Origin of the sequence: Salmonella sp. NW38, assembly GCF_051807745.1 — a bacterium.
Lineage (GTDB): Bacteria > Pseudomonadota > Gammaproteobacteria > Enterobacterales > Enterobacteriaceae > Salmonella > Salmonella enterica.
In genome coordinates, this window is the sequence record NZ_JAMMTO010000012.1 from 38,031 (window position 1) to 53,989 (window position 15,959).

At 50.7% G+C, this 15,959-nt stretch carries 15 protein-coding genes and 4 pseudogenes; 7 read left to right on the plus strand and 12 right to left on the minus strand.

Going from position 1 to position 15,959, the window contains the following annotated elements; genetic code table 11:
- Positions 1–12: 12 nt before the first annotated feature.
- Genes faeD through NA624_RS19355 form a run of 3 tightly spaced genes read right to left on the minus strand, consistent with a single transcriptional unit; the run spans position 13 to position 3,325 of the window.
- On the minus strand, positions 13–2,451 hold the full coding sequence (gene faeD, locus NA624_RS19345; RefSeq protein ID WP_001014134.1) for a F4 (K88) fimbrial usher FaeD: 2,439 nt from the start codon (positions 2,449–2,451) through the stop codon (positions 13–15).
- A gap of 9 nt (positions 2,452–2,460) precedes the next feature.
- Positions 2,461–2,991 (minus strand): fimbrial protein, encoded by a 531-nt coding sequence (locus tag NA624_RS19350; protein WP_375136751.1) that lies wholly within the window; start codon positions 2,989–2,991, stop codon positions 2,461–2,463.
- A gap of 43 nt (positions 2,992–3,034) precedes the next feature.
- Positions 3,035–3,325 (minus strand): PapB/FocB family fimbrial expression transcriptional regulator, encoded by a 291-nt coding sequence (locus NA624_RS19355; protein ID WP_000773469.1) that lies wholly within the window; start codon positions 3,323–3,325, stop codon positions 3,035–3,037.
- Positions 3,326–3,911: 586 nt separating this feature from the next.
- Here NA624_RS19355 and NA624_RS19360 point away from each other — a divergent pair.
- Entirely contained in the window at positions 3,912–4,139 is a 228-nt protein-coding gene (locus tag NA624_RS19360) for a hypothetical protein (protein WP_001112992.1), read from the plus strand.
- A 274-nt stretch (positions 4,140–4,413) separates the two neighbouring features.
- Here NA624_RS19360 and NA624_RS19365 read toward each other — a convergent pair.
- The 3 genes and pseudogenes from NA624_RS19365 to NA624_RS19375 all read right to left on the minus strand — a co-directional run.
- Positions 4,414–4,662, minus strand: a pseudogene (locus tag NA624_RS19365) (IS481 family transposase); the annotation flags it as partial.
- A 214-nt stretch (positions 4,663–4,876) separates the two neighbouring features.
- Positions 4,877–5,368 carry a GNAT family N-acetyltransferase gene (locus NA624_RS19370; protein WP_000625912.1) on the minus strand — a complete coding sequence of 164 codons (492 nt, stop codon included), beginning with the start codon at positions 5,366–5,368 and terminating at the stop codon, positions 4,877–4,879.
- Positions 5,365–5,658, minus strand: a complete 294-nt coding sequence (locus tag NA624_RS19375; protein WP_001110450.1) for a DUF1778 domain-containing protein — start codon at positions 5,656–5,658, stop codon at positions 5,365–5,367. The genes NA624_RS19370 and NA624_RS19375 overlap by 4 nt, the downstream gene beginning before the upstream one ends.
- 316 nt (positions 5,659–5,974) lie before the next feature.
- Between NA624_RS19375 and NA624_RS19380 the strand changes: the two are divergent.
- From NA624_RS19380 to rtsB, 3 genes and pseudogenes are all read left to right on the plus strand, one after another.
- A pseudogene (locus tag NA624_RS19380) lies at positions 5,975–6,197 on the plus strand (hypothetical protein).
- A gap of 263 nt (positions 6,198–6,460) precedes the next feature.
- On the plus strand, positions 6,461–7,336 hold the full coding sequence (locus NA624_RS19385) for an AraC family transcriptional regulator (protein WP_000921676.1): 876 nt from the start codon (positions 6,461–6,463) through the stop codon (positions 7,334–7,336).
- Positions 7,333–7,620 (plus strand): transcriptional regulator RtsB, encoded by a 288-nt coding sequence (gene rtsB / locus NA624_RS19390; protein WP_001269916.1) that lies wholly within the window; start codon positions 7,333–7,335, stop codon positions 7,618–7,620. The genes NA624_RS19385 and rtsB overlap by 4 nt, the downstream gene beginning before the upstream one ends.
- On the opposite strand, the gene NA624_RS19395 is transcribed toward rtsB, so the two are convergent.
- The gene (locus NA624_RS19395; protein WP_001527266.1) at positions 7,613–7,795 is read right to left on the minus strand and encodes an ATP-binding cassette domain-containing protein; all 183 of its coding nucleotides are present in this window, start codon (positions 7,793–7,795) and stop codon (positions 7,613–7,615) included. The genes rtsB and NA624_RS19395 overlap by 8 nt on opposite strands.
- A 19-nt stretch (positions 7,796–7,814) precedes the next feature.
- On the opposite strand from NA624_RS19395, the pseudogene NA624_RS19400 reads away from it, so the two are divergent.
- Together NA624_RS19400 and NA624_RS19405 are read left to right on the plus strand one after the other, a co-directional pair.
- Positions 7,815–7,914 (plus strand): annotated as a pseudogene (locus NA624_RS19400) (hypothetical protein); the annotation flags it as partial.
- 110 nt (positions 7,915–8,024) lie between these two features.
- A pseudogene (locus NA624_RS19405) lies at positions 8,025–8,159 on the plus strand (hypothetical protein); the annotation flags it as partial.
- Between the two features lie 294 nt (positions 8,160–8,453).
- Here the strand turns inward: NA624_RS19405 and NA624_RS19410 are convergent.
- Entirely contained in the window at positions 8,454–9,359 is a 906-nt protein-coding gene (locus tag NA624_RS19410; protein ID WP_001268204.1) for an SdiA-regulated domain-containing protein, read from the minus strand.
- Positions 9,360–9,662: 303 nt separating this feature from the next.
- Between NA624_RS19410 and NA624_RS19415 the strand changes: the two genes are divergently transcribed.
- Positions 9,663–11,063, plus strand: a complete 1,401-nt coding sequence (locus tag NA624_RS19415; RefSeq protein ID WP_000773781.1) for a CBM96 family carbohydrate-binding protein — start codon at positions 9,663–9,665, stop codon at positions 11,061–11,063.
- Between the two features lie 83 nt (positions 11,064–11,146).
- Here the strand turns inward: NA624_RS19415 and NA624_RS19420 are convergent, their stop codons facing one another.
- The 4 genes from NA624_RS19420 to NA624_RS19435 form a co-directional block, all read right to left on the minus strand.
- Positions 11,147–11,740 carry a TorD/DmsD family molecular chaperone gene (locus tag NA624_RS19420; protein WP_001549774.1) on the minus strand — a complete coding sequence of 198 codons (594 nt, stop codon included), beginning with the start codon at positions 11,738–11,740 and terminating at the stop codon, positions 11,147–11,149.
- 75 nt (positions 11,741–11,815) lie between these two features.
- Positions 11,816–12,589 carry a dimethyl sulfoxide reductase anchor subunit family protein gene (locus NA624_RS19425; RefSeq protein WP_000544920.1) on the minus strand — a complete coding sequence of 258 codons (774 nt, stop codon included), beginning with the start codon at positions 12,587–12,589 and terminating at the stop codon, positions 11,816–11,818.
- Entirely contained in the window at positions 12,582–13,208 is a 627-nt protein-coding gene (locus tag NA624_RS19430) for a DMSO/selenate family reductase complex B subunit (protein WP_000816143.1), read from the minus strand. The genes NA624_RS19425 and NA624_RS19430 overlap by 8 nt, the downstream gene beginning before the upstream one ends.
- A gap of 13 nt (positions 13,209–13,221) precedes the next feature.
- The gene (locus NA624_RS19435; RefSeq protein ID WP_439040282.1) at positions 13,222–15,651 is read right to left on the minus strand and encodes a DMSO/selenate family reductase complex A subunit; all 2,430 of its coding nucleotides are present in this window, start codon (positions 15,649–15,651) and stop codon (positions 13,222–13,224) included.
- Positions 15,652–15,959: the final 308 nt, after the last annotated feature.

The following is a 15,959-nucleotide window of genomic DNA, read 5'->3' on the forward strand; positions in this document are numbered from 1 at the left end:
GTCCGGTTATGCTTATTCGCACGTAATTTCCTGTAGTTTCGCCGTCTCCTGCAGTTTCGCCGCAGGTATCCGGCACTGTCCCAGCGTGATATCGCTGGGGCGGTCCACCGCGTTAATCATCAGCACGCCGTTGTTCGCCACAAAGCCCAGCGGCGTGTTATTGCTGTCCCGTGCCCATGTGCCGCCCGGCACAAAGGCCCCGTCCGGCATCCTCACCTGCAGCAGGTAACGGTGCACCTTCAGAGCATCAAACGGCATCCACACCACCGCCCTGTCCGTCGGCACCACCTTCCGGCTGGTCGTGGACAGCTCCGTGTCCAGCGGCAGCGTGCCCGCATCTATGGTCACCGTATTCCAGTCATAGCTGTTCAGCGGCACCACCAGGTTCCCGTCACTGTCCGACGTTTCATTGCCGGACATCACCTTCACCCCCGGCGTGTCCTTCACGCTCACCACCGCCACCGTGTCCCCGGTGGTCCGGCTGAACATGATGTCCCGCGCCGCCGGCACCGCCAGTACCGAACCGCTGGCTGACACCGAACCACTGGTGCCCGAACCGGACGAGTGGTTCACCGTGCCGTTCAGGTTCGCCCGGTCGCCGCTGTAGGCGGCGTTCAGGTAACTGCTGACACCGCCGTCACTGTCACGGCCGCCGCCCAGACCGTAACTGAACCGGTCGTTCAGGGCCCCGGAGATACCGGTACTGACGCCGGTGCCGCCATCTTTACCGGTGCTCACCGTGGTGCTGCTGCTGTACTTCCGCTCAAACAGGGTGAACGGCACCGACACCGACGCGGAGGCCGACCAGGTGTTCTCCCCGTTCATGTTCCGGGACCCGGACCAGCCCAGATTCAGGCTGACGCTTTTTATCTGTGTGCTCAGGGTACCGGTAATTCCTGTCTCCTTACCGTTGTCATCAGCGTACCGGTAACTGCCGGTCGTGGAGGCCGGGTAATAGCTCCGCTGCCATCCCGACGCCGACAGGCTGAACAGCCCTCCCACCGGCTGGCTGATGCCCGCATTCCACTCATCCCGGGTCCGGCGCCCCTGGTTCTGCTGCAGCCATGTTTCAGCCGGGTTAAAGGAGGACATGTCCTCATATTCCTCACTCTGATGTGACCAGCTCACCCGCAGTCCGGTGTTCGTCAGCGCCAGCTGTTTGCTCCAGGCCAGTTTCACCTTATTCCCGCAGCGGCTGCCGTCCCGGTACTTCGCCGTGGCATAAGCGCCGTCAGCAGACACCGCCCCCAGATAACCGAGCCCCAGTACCGCACCGGCACTGGCGCCCTGCCAGTCCTGGTTGAACACGCCTCCCGTGCGCAGTGTCAGCCCGTCCAGACCATACCCGTATGACGCGGCAAACACCCCGCCCTCCAGGTCGCTGTCGTCGTCCGGTATCCCGGCCGCCACGCTGAACTCGTGCTGCCCCGGACTCAGCTGCCCGGCCATTACCGACAGCGGGAAGACCTGCGTCTGCACCCGCCCGTCATCCCCGGTGACGGTCATCGTCACGTCCCCGCTGCTGTACAGCGGCACATCCGTGACGGAGAACGGCCCGGACGGCATCATCCCCGAGTACAGCATCCTGCCGTTCTGGGTCAGGGTCACCCTTGAGGGACCGTTCGCAATGCCGCTGAACACCGGGGTATACCCCAGGTTGCCCGGCTTCATGCTGTTGTTCCGCGACAGGGACACACCGTACGTGCCGGTACTGCCCAGCAGGCTGTCACCGGTCGAGGTCTTCCCGACCGCCAGGTCCGCACTCAGGGAGCGGATGGCCCGGGTGGCCGTGAACATGTTTATCGTGGCCTCGTTGCTCCCGCCATCCCCGGTACTGGCCGTGGCTGACGAGCTCACCACCCAGCGACCGATGTTGGCCTTCAGGTCTGCTGAGCCGAACGCCGACGTGTTGTACCGCCCGCTGTTGGCGTTCGCGTTGTAGTTCATCCGGAACGCCTCCGTGCCGTAGTCCCACTCCACGTTCTCCGGCATTTTCACCAGTCCTTTCTGCGGAATGGCCAGCGACAGGCTCTGGGTGGCGACATCAAAGTCCACCTTCACCGCCGGCGCTTTCGCCAGCACCCAGCACTGCCGCATGGCGTCATATCCCTTACGGAAGTACTCCGCGCTGACATAAATCCCGGCCTTTGCCAGCCACGCTTCTGACAGACACAGCGCTTCGCTGTCCTGCGGTGTTACGTCCAGGATCCGCTTCCCGATATCCTTCCCGTTCAGGGACAGATCCACCAAGTAACGCCCCGGCGCATAATCTCCATTCAGCGCCGCCCAGACTTCCGGGTTAATTCCCGCCCCGCCCTGAATAAAGGACATGTCCAGTTTTTCTCCGGCACTTGCGGTACCGCTGCCCAGGGCAACCGCTATCGCAAGTGCCAGCACGGCATGGCAAAAAGACATCTGGCAGGCTGGCTGTCTTACGTTATTCCCGTTCATCAGCATTCCTTACTGGTAGGTGACCACAAAGGTCAGGGCGCCGTTGTACTCACCCGCCTTCACGTCCGCCGGAAACACCGGCTGCGCACGAAACCGGAACTGCCCCTTCGCGGCAAAATCCACCGGGTACTTCACCTCATGATTTGCCTGCGTGATGCGCCCCCGGAAGTCCGCCTGCGTATCCGCGGCCCGCACATCGATACGGATACCGTCGCCAGCGCCACGGGTGACCACACCCTGTCCGTCCAGCTGGCCCGGGTTGCCGAAATTCAGGGTGGCGATCTGCCCGGCCAGAAAGGCCGAACAGCCCTGAACGGTGGCGCCGGTCTCATACAGACGCACGGTGAAATCACGCGGCGGCACGGGTGCAGCGGACGACTTACGGTATGTCCCGAAGGTCAAACGGCTGCTGCCGGTACCGTCAGCATCCACCACCACATGACAGGCAGAGGCCACCACATCAGCACTGAACAGGGTTTTCTGAACGGAAGCGTGAGAAAGCCCGCCCCCTGCCAGCAGCAGAAGGAAAAATATCTTTATTTTTTTCATCGCAAATCCGGAGCAGACGGTTCAGTCTGCTTTATCATTCATGATGGCTGTAATAACCCGCCAGTTTATGCACATTCCTGCTGATAAAATTCAGCCGGTTAACACTGGTGCTGAGATACCCGCCACTCATACCGTGGCGTTCGCACACAACCTTTCTGGAATACCCGGAAACGAAATAATCTTTCAGGGCCAGAATAATCTTTTCACTGTGTATCGGGGATATATCAACAAGTAGCCAGAACTGCTCTTCGGACACGGCCCCCGGTTCGAGTTCCCCGGCCCTCACTATCCTGACGCCGGAAAATGATTTTTTATTCAGTTTCAACGGAACTTCCTTCCTTAACTTTTCCTTAACCTTCCCGGCAAGGAAAACATGTAAAGGGAAGATAACTAATCTTTTCGCTTATTATATTTAAGAGATTAATGCTGAAAAGGCCATTTTTAACGATCTTTTAATCCATAACAAAACACATATCCAAAATATAACACTAGAAAATATAATGAAAACAGAATTAGATTCTAAAAAATAACATCAAATCAATACAAAAGATCGCCAAACCATCCATTAACCATGCATTACACTCCCAAAAAAAAGAAAAGATAAATTAATCAAAATCAAAAACAGAAAATAATAACGAAAAAGACAGAACTTCATGTAATAAAACTGAATATCACGATATAAAATACATTTAAATCAAATGGATACACAGCAACCTCGCAGCACTTAAAAAAGACGTTGATTTATAGTTAAGCCGGAATCGACCGCAAACAAAGAGGTTTCCCAGCCCCGAACAAGTACCGCAGGATATTATTCACCACGCAAGTATCTTCCTGTTTTTCAACAAAACGCAAAACAGTAACCGAGAATTAAAGGGCCCGATGAACAGGGTATATAAAATACAGAACCATTAATGCCGGATAAAAACAACGTTCAGAAAACAGGCTGGGAGAGTATTAAATTATGTTCAGATATTAAAAAAAGGGAAATAAATAAAAAAAACGGACATGGTTGCCGTAATAAAATAACATCCGTTCCATTCTTAAACATGGATCAGGTGGAAGAAGGGAAGGTGTTTACACACAGAGAAAACGTTCAGTCAGCAGATAAACAACCCGCAATGCCTGACTGCTGGAGCTAAAAGAGTCTCTCCGGGTTAATACATAATTAAACAACAGACAGTGTAATTTTCGACAGGAAAGGAATGATCAGGGGAGATATAACACGGCTCCGATAACGGTCAGGTGCAGGACACAAAGTTGCGCAAACCAGCGGCCACCGGGCAGCAGACCTGACAGCATCATCACGCCCCCGGACGGGATATTGAGCAGCAGGACAGACATCGTCAGTCTGGCGGCAGCCATCATCTTCTGACATCCGATCGTCAAAAAGAACAGAACACACAGTCTGGCCGAGAATGTCTGCTGGTAAATACGCCCAACGCCTTTCAGGTTGCCAACATAGAATATGTCCTGTGACCCCAGATAACCGGGATGCGCCGTTTCGATTTCTCCACACGCCTCGTCGTCACTGGCTCTACGCTCCAGCGCTTTCAGGCGCTTTTTGAAGTTCTCAAGGTTATGGCGAAACCAAACAGAACGGACACCGCTTCCGGAGATAAAGACTCTCTGTTTACGTAACTCATTACTGGTTCTGTGCTGACCTCGCTGCTGCATAATAACAAGCGATAACTCTTATAAGTAACGTAGGACCAGGGTGTGTTTCGTAACTATTTTTTGTACAACTTGACGCTGCATATCGACGAAAACCCACTTAATTTGATGGAAAATGTTCAAAACTGAATTCATTTTTTATTTCAGGGGCAATGTTCATCCGTAACTTGAAGTGTCTGTGAGGTTAATGGATACGTTCTGGAGTTTAAACACTCTCCACCAAATCCCCCAACGTCACCATCAACATCATCGGATCCATCGGCGACGGTACAAACCCCACCCGCTGGTAAAATTCCCGCGCTTCATCCGACAGGGCGTGAACCAGCATCCCGCGAATGCCGATAGTCTCCGCCACTTGAATAACCCGTAGCCCTGCGTCGCGTACCAGCGCCCGACCAACGCCCTGCCCATGAAGCGATTTATCCACCGCCAGACGCCCCAATACCACAATCGGAATCGGGTCAGGCATATTGCGACGAAAGCGACCGGGGGCGGTATTCGTCGTGACCGCGCTGGACGCCAGCGAGTAATAGGCCAGTACGCTCGAATCGCTGCCACAACACACAAAGGTACGGGACGCACCAGTGGTCTGATTTTTCATCGCCCGCTGTTTCAGCCAGTTATCCATAGAATCCACACCGCAGCAAAACGGAGTAAGAATATGTCCGGCATGAAGCGGCTCAGGGGAGGAGATCATTTTTCCTGCTCCCACGGCGCAGGGGTCTGCATGGTTTTACGCAGTGCGGCATTAGGTGAAGGTGTTTGATCCAAACGAGCCAGAAATTCCTGATAGGCCTCTGGATCGGCCATAATGATGCGTTGTTCGATCAGCGCTTCCTCGGCGGCAGCACGGGCAGCTTCCAGCACAAAGTCAGTGCGGTTTTTCCCTCTGGCTTTCGCCGCTCGATCAATAAGATCGCGCTCGGCGGGTTTGATACGCAGGTTCAGGGTTTCGCGTTTCATCGCCATACTGTTTGCGGCTGGCATAGTGTTGTCCTCTTGTACTTCTGTGGATATTAAGTATACAACACGCGTAACGCAGATGTCATTACGATAAATTTAGAAGGAATAGAACCGGAGTATCGAACCGAAAGGTTTTCTACTCATTTAGAGATTCAGTACCAGGCTGTGCGCTGGCATTCGCTGTGAGTGATTCCTCCTCGGGGCCGACGCAGCAAAAGATTCAATACTGCCGCGCCAAAACACGCAACATTATATAATCAGAAAGCATAAACCTAACGGATACGCACAGTAAGAACCCCAATAACGTGTTACACCGTTTTTCATAAAGCCAACCATACGATTGAATGCGTCCCCTCCCCCTCAAACTTCCGGATATCGCTACGCCATCTACCCGCCGCAGTATATATTTACCGCGTTGTATGCCTTTCCTAACCGAGAACGTTAATATTTACCTCCAGGATAAACCTTATCACAAATTAAAATCAGATCTTATACCTTATGCTAACTACCTCCATGAAATTAAAGAGCTATTCTCTAAAAGATTAAAGGAAATTATTACTTAATTCAAATTTTAAAGAGATAATTTGATAATAACATGAGCCAATTCTTGTAAATTTCCATCTTTTTTTTATACGCGACATAGTTTTTTAACGATACTATAATATGTAGAAATGCAATATAAAATAGCATTTTCCATAGAAAATGAAAAGATCGCCACCTGATACCTTAAGTTCGCAAATAATTATATAGCTATATATTAGTTTTTTTGAAATATTTTTCAGAATAATTTTTGATTTACACGCACATTTAATAAAAGGAAATTATCATGCTAAAAGTATTTAATCCCTCACCTGTCCAGGTGGGGAGCATTGAATGTTTACAATCAGCGCAAAACTGGCAGAGGAAATCCTTATCACTTCAGGGATTAAATTTACTGCAGTCCGTGCTCATCAAGCTCACCACGGGTAAAATTTCAATTACGACATCGTCCGGGGAGTATATTACGGCATCAGGGCCAATGTTAATATTTTTAGCTAAAGATCAAACCATTCATATCACAATGGAAGAGACTCATGAACAGTTAAATTATAATTTAATTGAATTAGATTCAGCGTCAATAAAAAATGCTTATAATTTTTTTCTGTATGAACATGCAGACTTTTCGGCCCCATTAACAAAACCGACGACAAAACATCTGTTAGCGCCAATAGAAACAGGCGTAGCAAGAGTATTCAACCTCTTACACTCTTCAAATAAAAGCCAAAAACTATCCCAAGATAAAAAGGAATATTTAATAAGATTTCTACTTTCAGAGTTCATCTATGAACCCGAAGCATTTGCTCTCTTCAGAGAACTATCGCAAAATACATTAGCCGAAAACATTTATAATATTATTATAAGCGACATAAGTCGAAAATGGGCGCTCAAGGATATTTCTGACTCACTCTATATGAGTTGTTCCACATTAAAGAGGAAATTGAAACAAGAGAACACCTCATTCAGCGAAGTTTACCTTAATGCGCGAATGAATAAAGCGACAAAACTTCTACGCAATAGTGAATATAATATTACCCGAGTGGCTTATATGTGTGGTTATGATAGTGCTTCTTATTTTACATGCGTTTTTAAAAAACACTTCAAAACTACACCATCGGAATTTTTAGCGTTTTTATCTTCCTCTCGTCATCAATATGTTAATTGAGATATCTGACAATGCAGTATAAGAACAAAGCAAAACATATTAATATAAGAGATGGGATTCTGTTGCTCGCTAAAAAATTCGACCTAACATTGAGCGAGAAAAAAGTCATTTATTACGTGGCAGCAGGATTATCTGTTAAAAGTTGCTCAAATTTATTAGATCGAAATATAAAAACGATTTCAACACAAAAGAGATCAGCCTATAAAAAAATGGATATTACTACTGATGTTGAATTAATCCATTTGATGCTGAATGAGTTTTACATATCAGTCGATATTACGTAATTTTTTCTAAAATGTTGCCAAAGTGGTAGGCAAGGCAATTCTGGATATCATCTTCAGAGATCGGTGTGATATCTACGTTGTTTAATTTAACTGTTCCCGTATAGCAATGACTGGAATTTGATAGTGCTTTGATTAAAGAAGATTTACCTGAACCTGATGTACCGATAATACCCATAAAATCTCCGGGAACAGCAGTGAATGAAAGCTGTTCAATCAGTGTTCGTTCCGCAAACGCTATGGGGTAATTCTTCGCTGTCTATCGGCTGGCTGACGATCGACTCTACTCCGCCAGTGTTGATAACGATACCGGTAACTGGCATGTTTCTGTTCCGCAATCCGCTATTCTGTCGGGGGGGGAGAATCAGTACATCATTACGGCCACCGATCCCGCCGGGAATAGCGCCACCGCCAATGGAACATTTACAGGCACATCGCCGACGTAAAACCCGGTTAACAAGAGTTCCGGCGTAGATGAAATGATTTCGCTTAGCGAGGCGACATGGCATTCGGTAAGTGTTGATGAAGAATATTATGCCTGATAACTAAACATCACCATGCGAGGTCTCTTCGGAGGCCTCCTGAAAAAAACAGAATAATATTTATTGTCTGTTAATTATTACAGAGAGAGTTAATTTATAAAAAAAAGCGGCAGACTACGCTGCCGCAAATATGAGGAGGACAATTACCGTTACGCTACACCACAAAGTAATCCGTTACTGAGGTAAGTAAAACATAAATATCCCCAACAATGAATCAACGAATCAAACAATCGTCAAATCATGGTATTAATAACCTTGTTCTGTTTTAGCATACTGTGACAGTAAAAATAGATTTTAGTCATTCTGTATATCACACGAAAATTTATAAAACAGATTTGGTTCACTCACAATATACAAATTATTTTCATTATCCATGGCAATCCCTTCTGGTTGGGGGATATCGTCTCTGAGCCCTGACCACTCCGCCGTCAGGAACAATCGATCGCGCACCCGCCACTCGGAACTGACCTCAAGGATCATTTTTGACTCGTCCGACAACACCAGCAGCGAATCCGTTGGGGCATGGTATTCAAGTCCGGAGACATCGCTCACACTTGCAGTGATGGCAGAAGGCAACGCTCTGGTGATACCATTTTTGCTCATTTCTACTTCTTTGATCATTATGGGTTTTCTTTCTTTTGCGGCATATAATCTCTCATTTTTCGCATCCCATGCCGTACCTTCCAGCCCTTTATTTTTTGCTTTGTCATAGCCCTCAAGCTTCACCATGGAGATTATCTGCATGGTGCCGCGCTGAATATCCACCTGTGTTTTATAGACCGCGCCATCTTTCTCACTGCCTATCTGGAACTGGTTGCCCCCACTCCATGCAATAGACTCCGGGTCGTGGATGCCCTGGAGCGGCATCCGCCCTACCAGCTGCCCTTCTGTCGTTAACCAGACCAGTTCAGGGGGATTATTAATAACGGCGAAAAGCATCCTATCTTCGGCGGAGTAGGTCAAACCTGAAAGGTTACTCTCAACTCCTGCGACTGGTTTTTGCTGAATAACCGCTTTATAGCTACTCAGTGCTAGCGCCGAGGGTTTATCACCATATTTGAGGATCAGTTGATAAACATAGCGTATATCGTCCCTGACCATAAATAAAATCACGCCCAAGAGTACAACCACAATAACGCGTTTTAGTAATCTCATAAAAAATCCATAACAGATCGCGCCACGACTGATGTCGTAACGCATTTCTTAAAAATAAAGCCGATGTCCGATAGAATCGTTATTCGGTTATGGCGAGCGCCATTAGCATAGGCAAAATGAAATAGTGAGGGTTATCACAAAAAGCCCGATTTTAATCACTAACGTACCCTTTTTGTAAATTGACATAATCAAGAGGAGGGTAGTTTCGGCTAATTATTTAAATAGTACGTCTGCAAATTCGCCCCTGTATGCAGGGCGAATGACAAAAAGTGATAATTAATGAGATGTAACACCGCAATCTGATCTGCTATTGCTGCTCCCACTTCTATTCAACCGGGCAGCAAAAAAATGAAACTCAACCTTATTACCGTCAGCCTGGCTACGCTCGTTGCCGCTGGCGCATTCCCGGCCCATGCCGGTCCTCAGGCGCATGTCGTGTGCGGCTATCACCACACGCTGGGCGATGACGCGATTATGATGTTTGGTAAAGCGAATCAGGCGATGTGGCATGACTTTTTTGGCAACACCCACACCGACGCGGTCTCAACCTACCAGACGTTGCGCGCGCAACCAGATACCACCTGTGATAATAAAGCCGACAGCTCCGCTTACTGGGCGCCGTCCATGAAATTACCCGATGGTGAAATCGTAAATCCGGCCTACCAAAAGACCTATTATCAATCTACAAATGTTGCGCAATATCCGCTCCATCCATTCCCGGCCGGGCTGGAGTTACTGGCAGGCGATCATCACGGTACTGGCCCCAGTTCCGCAATCACCTTTTTATGTGCCAACGGCAAAGGTTACACCAACAAGGTAGGCGAAATATGCGGCCTGCGTAAAGCGGGCGATGCCGTCCAGTTTAATATCGGGATCGCTTTCCCCAACTGTTGGGATGGCGTCAACCTGAAACCGACCCATAGTCACAATAACGCTATCTATGCCGACCACGGGAAATGTTCCGCAGACTATCCGGTCAAAATCCCGACGGTGAATATGAACATCGCCTGGGTACTCCCGCAGATCTCCTCGCTGGATACGTCTAAAGTGGAATTGTCGATGGACCCGGTAATGCATGGCGAAACCCGGGCAGAGCGCTGGGGAAGTCTTTATACCGCCCATGCCGATTTTATGAATGGCTGGACGGAAGATGGCGCGCAGTTTATGACGGATCTGTGTATGAATCAGGGACTGGATTGCGGCACTACGGTTCCTTACGCCTACAGTAAAGCGGAAGAAAATACCTGGGTAAGCAGCGAAGACGACAAGCCTCATGCCAGCGTCGATACCTTGTACGTACAGGATGACTGGACAAATGGCGGACGCACGCAGCACCCGGAAACGCTCACGCTGGTGAAATTTAAGATCCCGCCCCTGCCTGCCAATATGGACGCTTCGCTATTCAAATACCGTATTCGCCTTTTTGGCGGCAAAACGGAAACGAACGGCGCCGATCAAATTTTCTTTTACCCGACCAGCAGTGACTGGCACGTCAGTACCGTGTCCTGGAACAATAAACCGGCGATCAACTACCATTCCGATGCCGTGTTATATCTAAACCATTCACATGAGTATCGCATGGTTGATGTCGATAAAGCGGTGCGCAAAGCGCTGGCGGAAGGGAAAACGGAAATATCCTGGTATATCGGCGGCGACCGTCAGGGAAATCACTACGATTTCACGCCAGCGGACTCAAAACAGAGCCTGGTGCTGATGCTGACCGGTTTCAAAAAGACGCCGGAGCTGTAATAGTAAACTGTGCCCGCTGACGCAACAGCGGGCACGATGGCGGCACAAGCATTATGGCACGCCATCAAAACCTGACCAATACCTCAGAAAAACAACCGTTTATTCTCAGGCTGTAGTCCCTGTTGCTGCTGAACATCCTGCAGATAACAGGTCGCTACGATGGCAAGCCGGGCATAGAAGGCGCTAACGGCATTGCGTTGCAGCAATTCCAGATAGCGGAATCCCCAGGGCAGCAGATGCGCCTCCAGTAACCGGTTGGCCGCCACGTTGTCGCCTCGTGCCAGCAGATCGCTACAGGCTAATAGCATCAGGCCAAACTGATCTTCCGGCTCACGTTCACGGTCAGTGAATACCATGCCCTGCGCCTGTAAAAAAGCTCGATAATCGGCGGTGGTTTCCCCCATCAGCAAATTATCTTTTTCCAGATAGACCGATCCCCAGGGCGGGACGGGCATCTTTCCCTGGCCTTCAAACAACACGGAAAATTGCCATGTAAGCACATCATCATCCGGTAGCGACCATGACGCACACAGTGATTCAATATGTCCGCGATCGCGCCAGGGGTAAAGCTCAGGCAACGTTGGCAAACAGTCGAACAACGCTTTCACCTCCGGCCTCTCAGGGGAGAAGTAAAACAGTGCGCCGAGGATACGCGGCAAAACAGCACGGGAAGGCATAGCAATAGCTCCTGAAATATTTCGCCTGATGACGCTACGCTTATCAGGCTTACATGGCATAAACCGGGCAAAAAACTACATTGGCAGCGTCCACAGATTGTAAAACGCAATCCTACCCGCCAACTCCGCCGCGATAACCACCACTGCCGTCATGGCCAGCACCGCAGCGCTCGATTTCAGGCGCGCGCAGGCCACCACCCCGACCACGCCCGCCGCCAGCAATATCGCCTGGGCGGTAAACCAGCTATGCTGCGCAGCGGTCAGAGCGCTATCGGCGCTCATCAGCGTCGCCATATAGCCCGGGCGCAGACAAAAGCTCACCAAAATCGCCAACACGCTGACCAGTAGCCCCAGACGGCGCACGCCAAACAATGCCGCCAACGCGCCGCCGCCAATCAACGGCGTCAATATCATCATTGCCGTGGTGTAAGATGAACGCCAGGTCGCCACCGTCGGCAGTTGGTAAATCTGCGGAACGGCGTATAAGAAGACCACCCCGACTATCGCTGCCAACCATACCAACGCGTTACACAGCGGCGTCGCCCGGTTCAGCAACAAACCGAGCGCCCCCAGACCGCCGAGCGCCGCAAAAGCCGCCGACAAGACAATCTCGTTACTCATCGGCGAATGTCCGACGCGCAGCAGCATATTCAGCGCGCGCAGCGGTTGCCCGACGTGGAAGATGCCGACAATGACGCCAAGCCCAAACAGGCACATCACCGAGAACAGACCGATAGCCTTACGCCGCGGCGCGACCAGCCCCATTGCGCCGCCAATCAGCAGCAGAATAAACGCGCCGACCGCGCTCTGGGTAAAGACCGTAAAAAAGACCAGCGGTAACTCATGCATGGCGCACCTCCCGAATGTTCATGATTGCGCCTTCCGTATCGCCTGTGGGTCTCGCTTTCGGATGCGGTTTAATAATGAGGTTAGGATGGGTGAACGACGCCGAAGGCAGCGGCGCAATTTGATTCTCCGTGCCATATTTTGCCCGTAATTCATCGACAGGGCCAAAATCCAGCGCTCGCTGCGGGCAAGAATCCACACAAATAGGGCGCAGATTGTTCTCCAGTCGGTCAAGACAACCGTCGCATTTACGCATCACGTTCGCCTGCGTATCAAACTGCGGCGCGCCGTAGGGGCAGCGCATTTCACAATAGCGACAGCCGACGCATACGCTGTCATCCACCACTACCAGACCATCCTCTTTGCGTTTATGCATCGCCCCGGTCGGACAGCCGGAGACACATACCGGCTCATCGCAATGGTTACAAGCAATAGAGAGGTAGTAGGTAAAGGTGTCGTGATGCCAGCTTTCCCCCTCTTTCACCCAGCTTCCGCCGCCATATTCATAGACGCGGCGCAGTTTCGGACCAACATCCAGATCTTTATTATCCTTGCAGCTTACCTGGCAGGTTTTACAGCCTGAACAGCGCGAGGAGTCAACATAAAAGCCATACTGTTTCATCGTACATCACTCCTTAAGCGCGTTTAATTTCAACCAGATTGGTATGCTGCGGATTGCCTTTCGCCAGCGGCGAAGGGTGGTGGCTGGTCAGCGTATTGATACAGCCGCCGACATCAACGCCGTTGCCGTCAAGCCGCGTCCACGCGCCCTGCGGCATCGCCGCCACGCCGGGTAAAATGCGCTGGGTCACTTTACAGGGAAGCTCCACCACGCCGCGGTCATTGAATACATGCACCCGATCGCCGGACTTCAATTGGCGGGCGCTGGCGTCAATCGGGTTAATCCAGACTTCATCCGGCACCGCCTCATGCAGCATCAGCACATTGCTGTAGGTCGAGTGGGTATGCCCTTTGGTATGGAAGCCGCTTAACTGCAACGGATACTTCGCCGTCAGCGCTTTGTTAAGGTGCGACTCTTTCGCCGGACAAAATTCCGGCAATGCGGGAATTCGCTCGCCTTCTGGCAAAGTCCACGTTTGCGCCAGATCCGCCAGCGCCTGGGAGTAAATTTCAATTTTGCCCGACGGCGTGGAGAGTGGATTAGCCTCGGCGTCGGCGCGGAAATCGGCAAACGCAAGGCTCTGCTGCTCGGTCGCGATACGCTGGTCAATCACGCCCATCTCTTTCGCCACGCTCCACTCCGGCAGGTATGGACGTTTCTCACGGATCTGCTGATAGTGCATCTCCGCCCACTGCGCCTGAGTTCGGCCCTCGGTATATTGCTCGCGCAGTCCAAGATGCCCGGCGATATCCGCGCAGATGTCATACGTGCTGCGCACTTCCCACATCGGTTTAACGGTTTTCTGAATCGCAATCATATAGTTATGCGATCCCGCCGCATAGGAGCTGTCCACCAGGTCTTCCGCCTCAAGATAGCTGGTCTCCGGCAACAGCAGATCCGCATACATCGCGCTGGGCGTCATATGGTTTTCAATCACGATAATGGTTTCACACAGCGATTCATCCGCGAGAATTTGACGGGTGCGGTTCGTTTCGCCGTGCTGATTCAGCAAGGTATTACCGGCCTGGTTGAAAAACAGCTTAATCCCGGTTTTTAGCCTGTCCGCGCCTTTCACGCCCATTGTCGTCGCGGTCATTTTCTCCGGATGCTGAATGGCGTCCGTCCATAAATAGCAAGGAATAGAGGTTTTGATCGGATTCTTACCGACAGGCAACAATGGCACGCCATACGGCGTACCGTAAGGCCAGTTGCCATTGTTGGTGCCGGGCCGCCCGAAGTGGCCGGTTAACGCTGGCAGCGTCTGAATAGCACGCACGGTTTGTTCGCCGTTGGCATGACGCTGCGGCCCCCAGCCCTGGCAAATATAGCAGGCGCGCGCCGAGGCGATTTTGCGCGCCAGTTGGCGAATACGCGTTGCCGGAATACCGGTGATATCCGCCGCCCATTCCGGGGTTTTCGCGATACCGTCATCGCCCGTGCCAAGAACATAATCTTTATAGCTGGCGTTAGGCGCAGCCGTGTCCGGCAAGGTGCTACGGTCGTAGCCGACGCAATAGCGGTTTACCAGCGCCTCGTCGAGAAGCTGTTCGGTAATCAGCGTATGCGCGATGCCGGCGACTAACGCAGCGTCCGTGGTTGGGCGAATCGGTAGCCATTCGGCGTGTTCGGTAATCACCGAATCGGTATAGCGTGGATCGATAATAATGACTCGGGCTTTCGAGGTCTCCAGCGCCCGGCGCAGCTCTTCAACCTGACCGCCGCCGGACATCCGCGTTTCTGAGAGATTCAGACCAAATAGCACCACCAGATCGGAATGCGCGATCTGCGTAAAATGGCTACCGACATAATCGCCGTGGGTATAGGGCGTGGCGGTGGCGATTTGCGCCGTGGAATAGGTGTTGTGATAATTTAAATAACCGCCGGTGAGATTTAATAATCTTATCCAGGCGGGCCTGCCCTGTGTATGATAATATGCCCCGGATTGATAATTATAATAAATAGCTTCCCGGCCATATTGTTCGCTAACGCGCGTTAATTCCGCTGCAATAAAGGCCGTGGCCTCATCCCATGAAATACGTTTAAATTTTCCTTCACCGCGTTTTCCCACTCTTTTCATCGGATACTTAATGCGATCCGGGCTGTAGACGCGCCAGCGACTGGAACGCCCACGCAGGCAGGGACGAATCTGATGCTCGCCGAATACCGCGTCATCTTTCGCGTCTTCCGGCTCAATGCGCACGATGCGATCATTTTTCACGATAACCTTAAGCGGGCATCGGCTGCCACAGTTGACCAGACAGGCGCTGTGCCTGACGGTTTCGTCGTTGGCATCCTTCGGTATCGGGATATCCTGCGCCTGGGCAGTGGTAGCAAAAGGCAGCGTAATCGCCTGACTTAGCGTCACCGCCGCCCCTACTTTTGCAGTAGCGACAATAGCATCACGTCGGGTTATGGTTGTGTTCAGCCATTTTTTTATTTCCATTTTTTATTTCTCACATTGCTTCCATAATTATTAATAATATGTAATGAAAACTAATCATAATAGATTAAACATTAGCGCTGATTGATTGTGATCAAACGCATTCTGAACGTCAGTAAAAATAAAACGTGACACCGCATACGTTATTATAAAAATTAATGAAAAATTATTTTATGCAATTCTGATGAAAATAAATTACCCATCACGGTATCCGGCGATATTAATTAACGACATGACGTTTGCCAGTCGACATGAGCAGGTAGCGCCCCCTACAAGGTAAGACGGGCTTTTCAACACTGGAGCAACATCGC

Excerpts from the sequence above, each read along its gene's own strand:
- NA624_RS19375 (WP_001110450.1), bottom strand. The coding sequence starts at position 5,658 with ATGCCAGCCGCAAACAGTATGGCGATGAAACGCGAAACCCTGAACCTG.
- NA624_RS19420 (WP_001549774.1), bottom strand. The coding sequence starts at position 11,740 with ATGCCTTCCCGTGCTGTTTTGCCGCGTATCCTCGGCGCACTGTTTTAC.
- NA624_RS19430 (WP_000816143.1), bottom strand. The coding sequence starts at position 13,208 with ATGAAACAGTATGGCTTTTATGTTGACTCCTCGCGCTGTTCAGGCTGT.
- faeD (WP_001014134.1), bottom strand. The coding sequence starts at position 2,451 with ATGAACGGGAATAACGTAAGACAGCCAGCCTGCCAGATGTCTTTTTGC.
- NA624_RS19435 (WP_439040282.1), bottom strand. The coding sequence starts at position 15,651 with ATGGAAATAAAAAAATGGCTGAACACAACCATAACCCGACGTGATGCT.
- NA624_RS19415 (WP_000773781.1), top strand. The coding sequence starts at position 9,663 with ATGAAACTCAACCTTATTACCGTCAGCCTGGCTACGCTCGTTGCCGCT.
- NA624_RS19385 (WP_000921676.1), top strand. The coding sequence starts at position 6,461 with ATGCTAAAAGTATTTAATCCCTCACCTGTCCAGGTGGGGAGCATTGAA.
- NA624_RS19410 (WP_001268204.1), bottom strand. The coding sequence starts at position 9,359 with ATGCGTTACGACATCAGTCGTGGCGCGATCTGTTATGGATTTTTTATG.
- NA624_RS19360 (WP_001112992.1), top strand. The coding sequence starts at position 3,912 with ATGCCGGATAAAAACAACGTTCAGAAAACAGGCTGGGAGAGTATTAAA.
- NA624_RS19370 (WP_000625912.1), bottom strand. The coding sequence starts at position 5,368 with ATGATCTCCTCCCCTGAGCCGCTTCATGCCGGACATATTCTTACTCCG.
- NA624_RS19425 (WP_000544920.1), bottom strand. The coding sequence starts at position 12,589 with ATGCATGAGTTACCGCTGGTCTTTTTTACGGTCTTTACCCAGAGCGCG.
- NA624_RS19395 (WP_001527266.1), bottom strand. The coding sequence starts at position 7,795 with ATGGGTATTATCGGTACATCAGGTTCAGGTAAATCTTCTTTAATCAAA.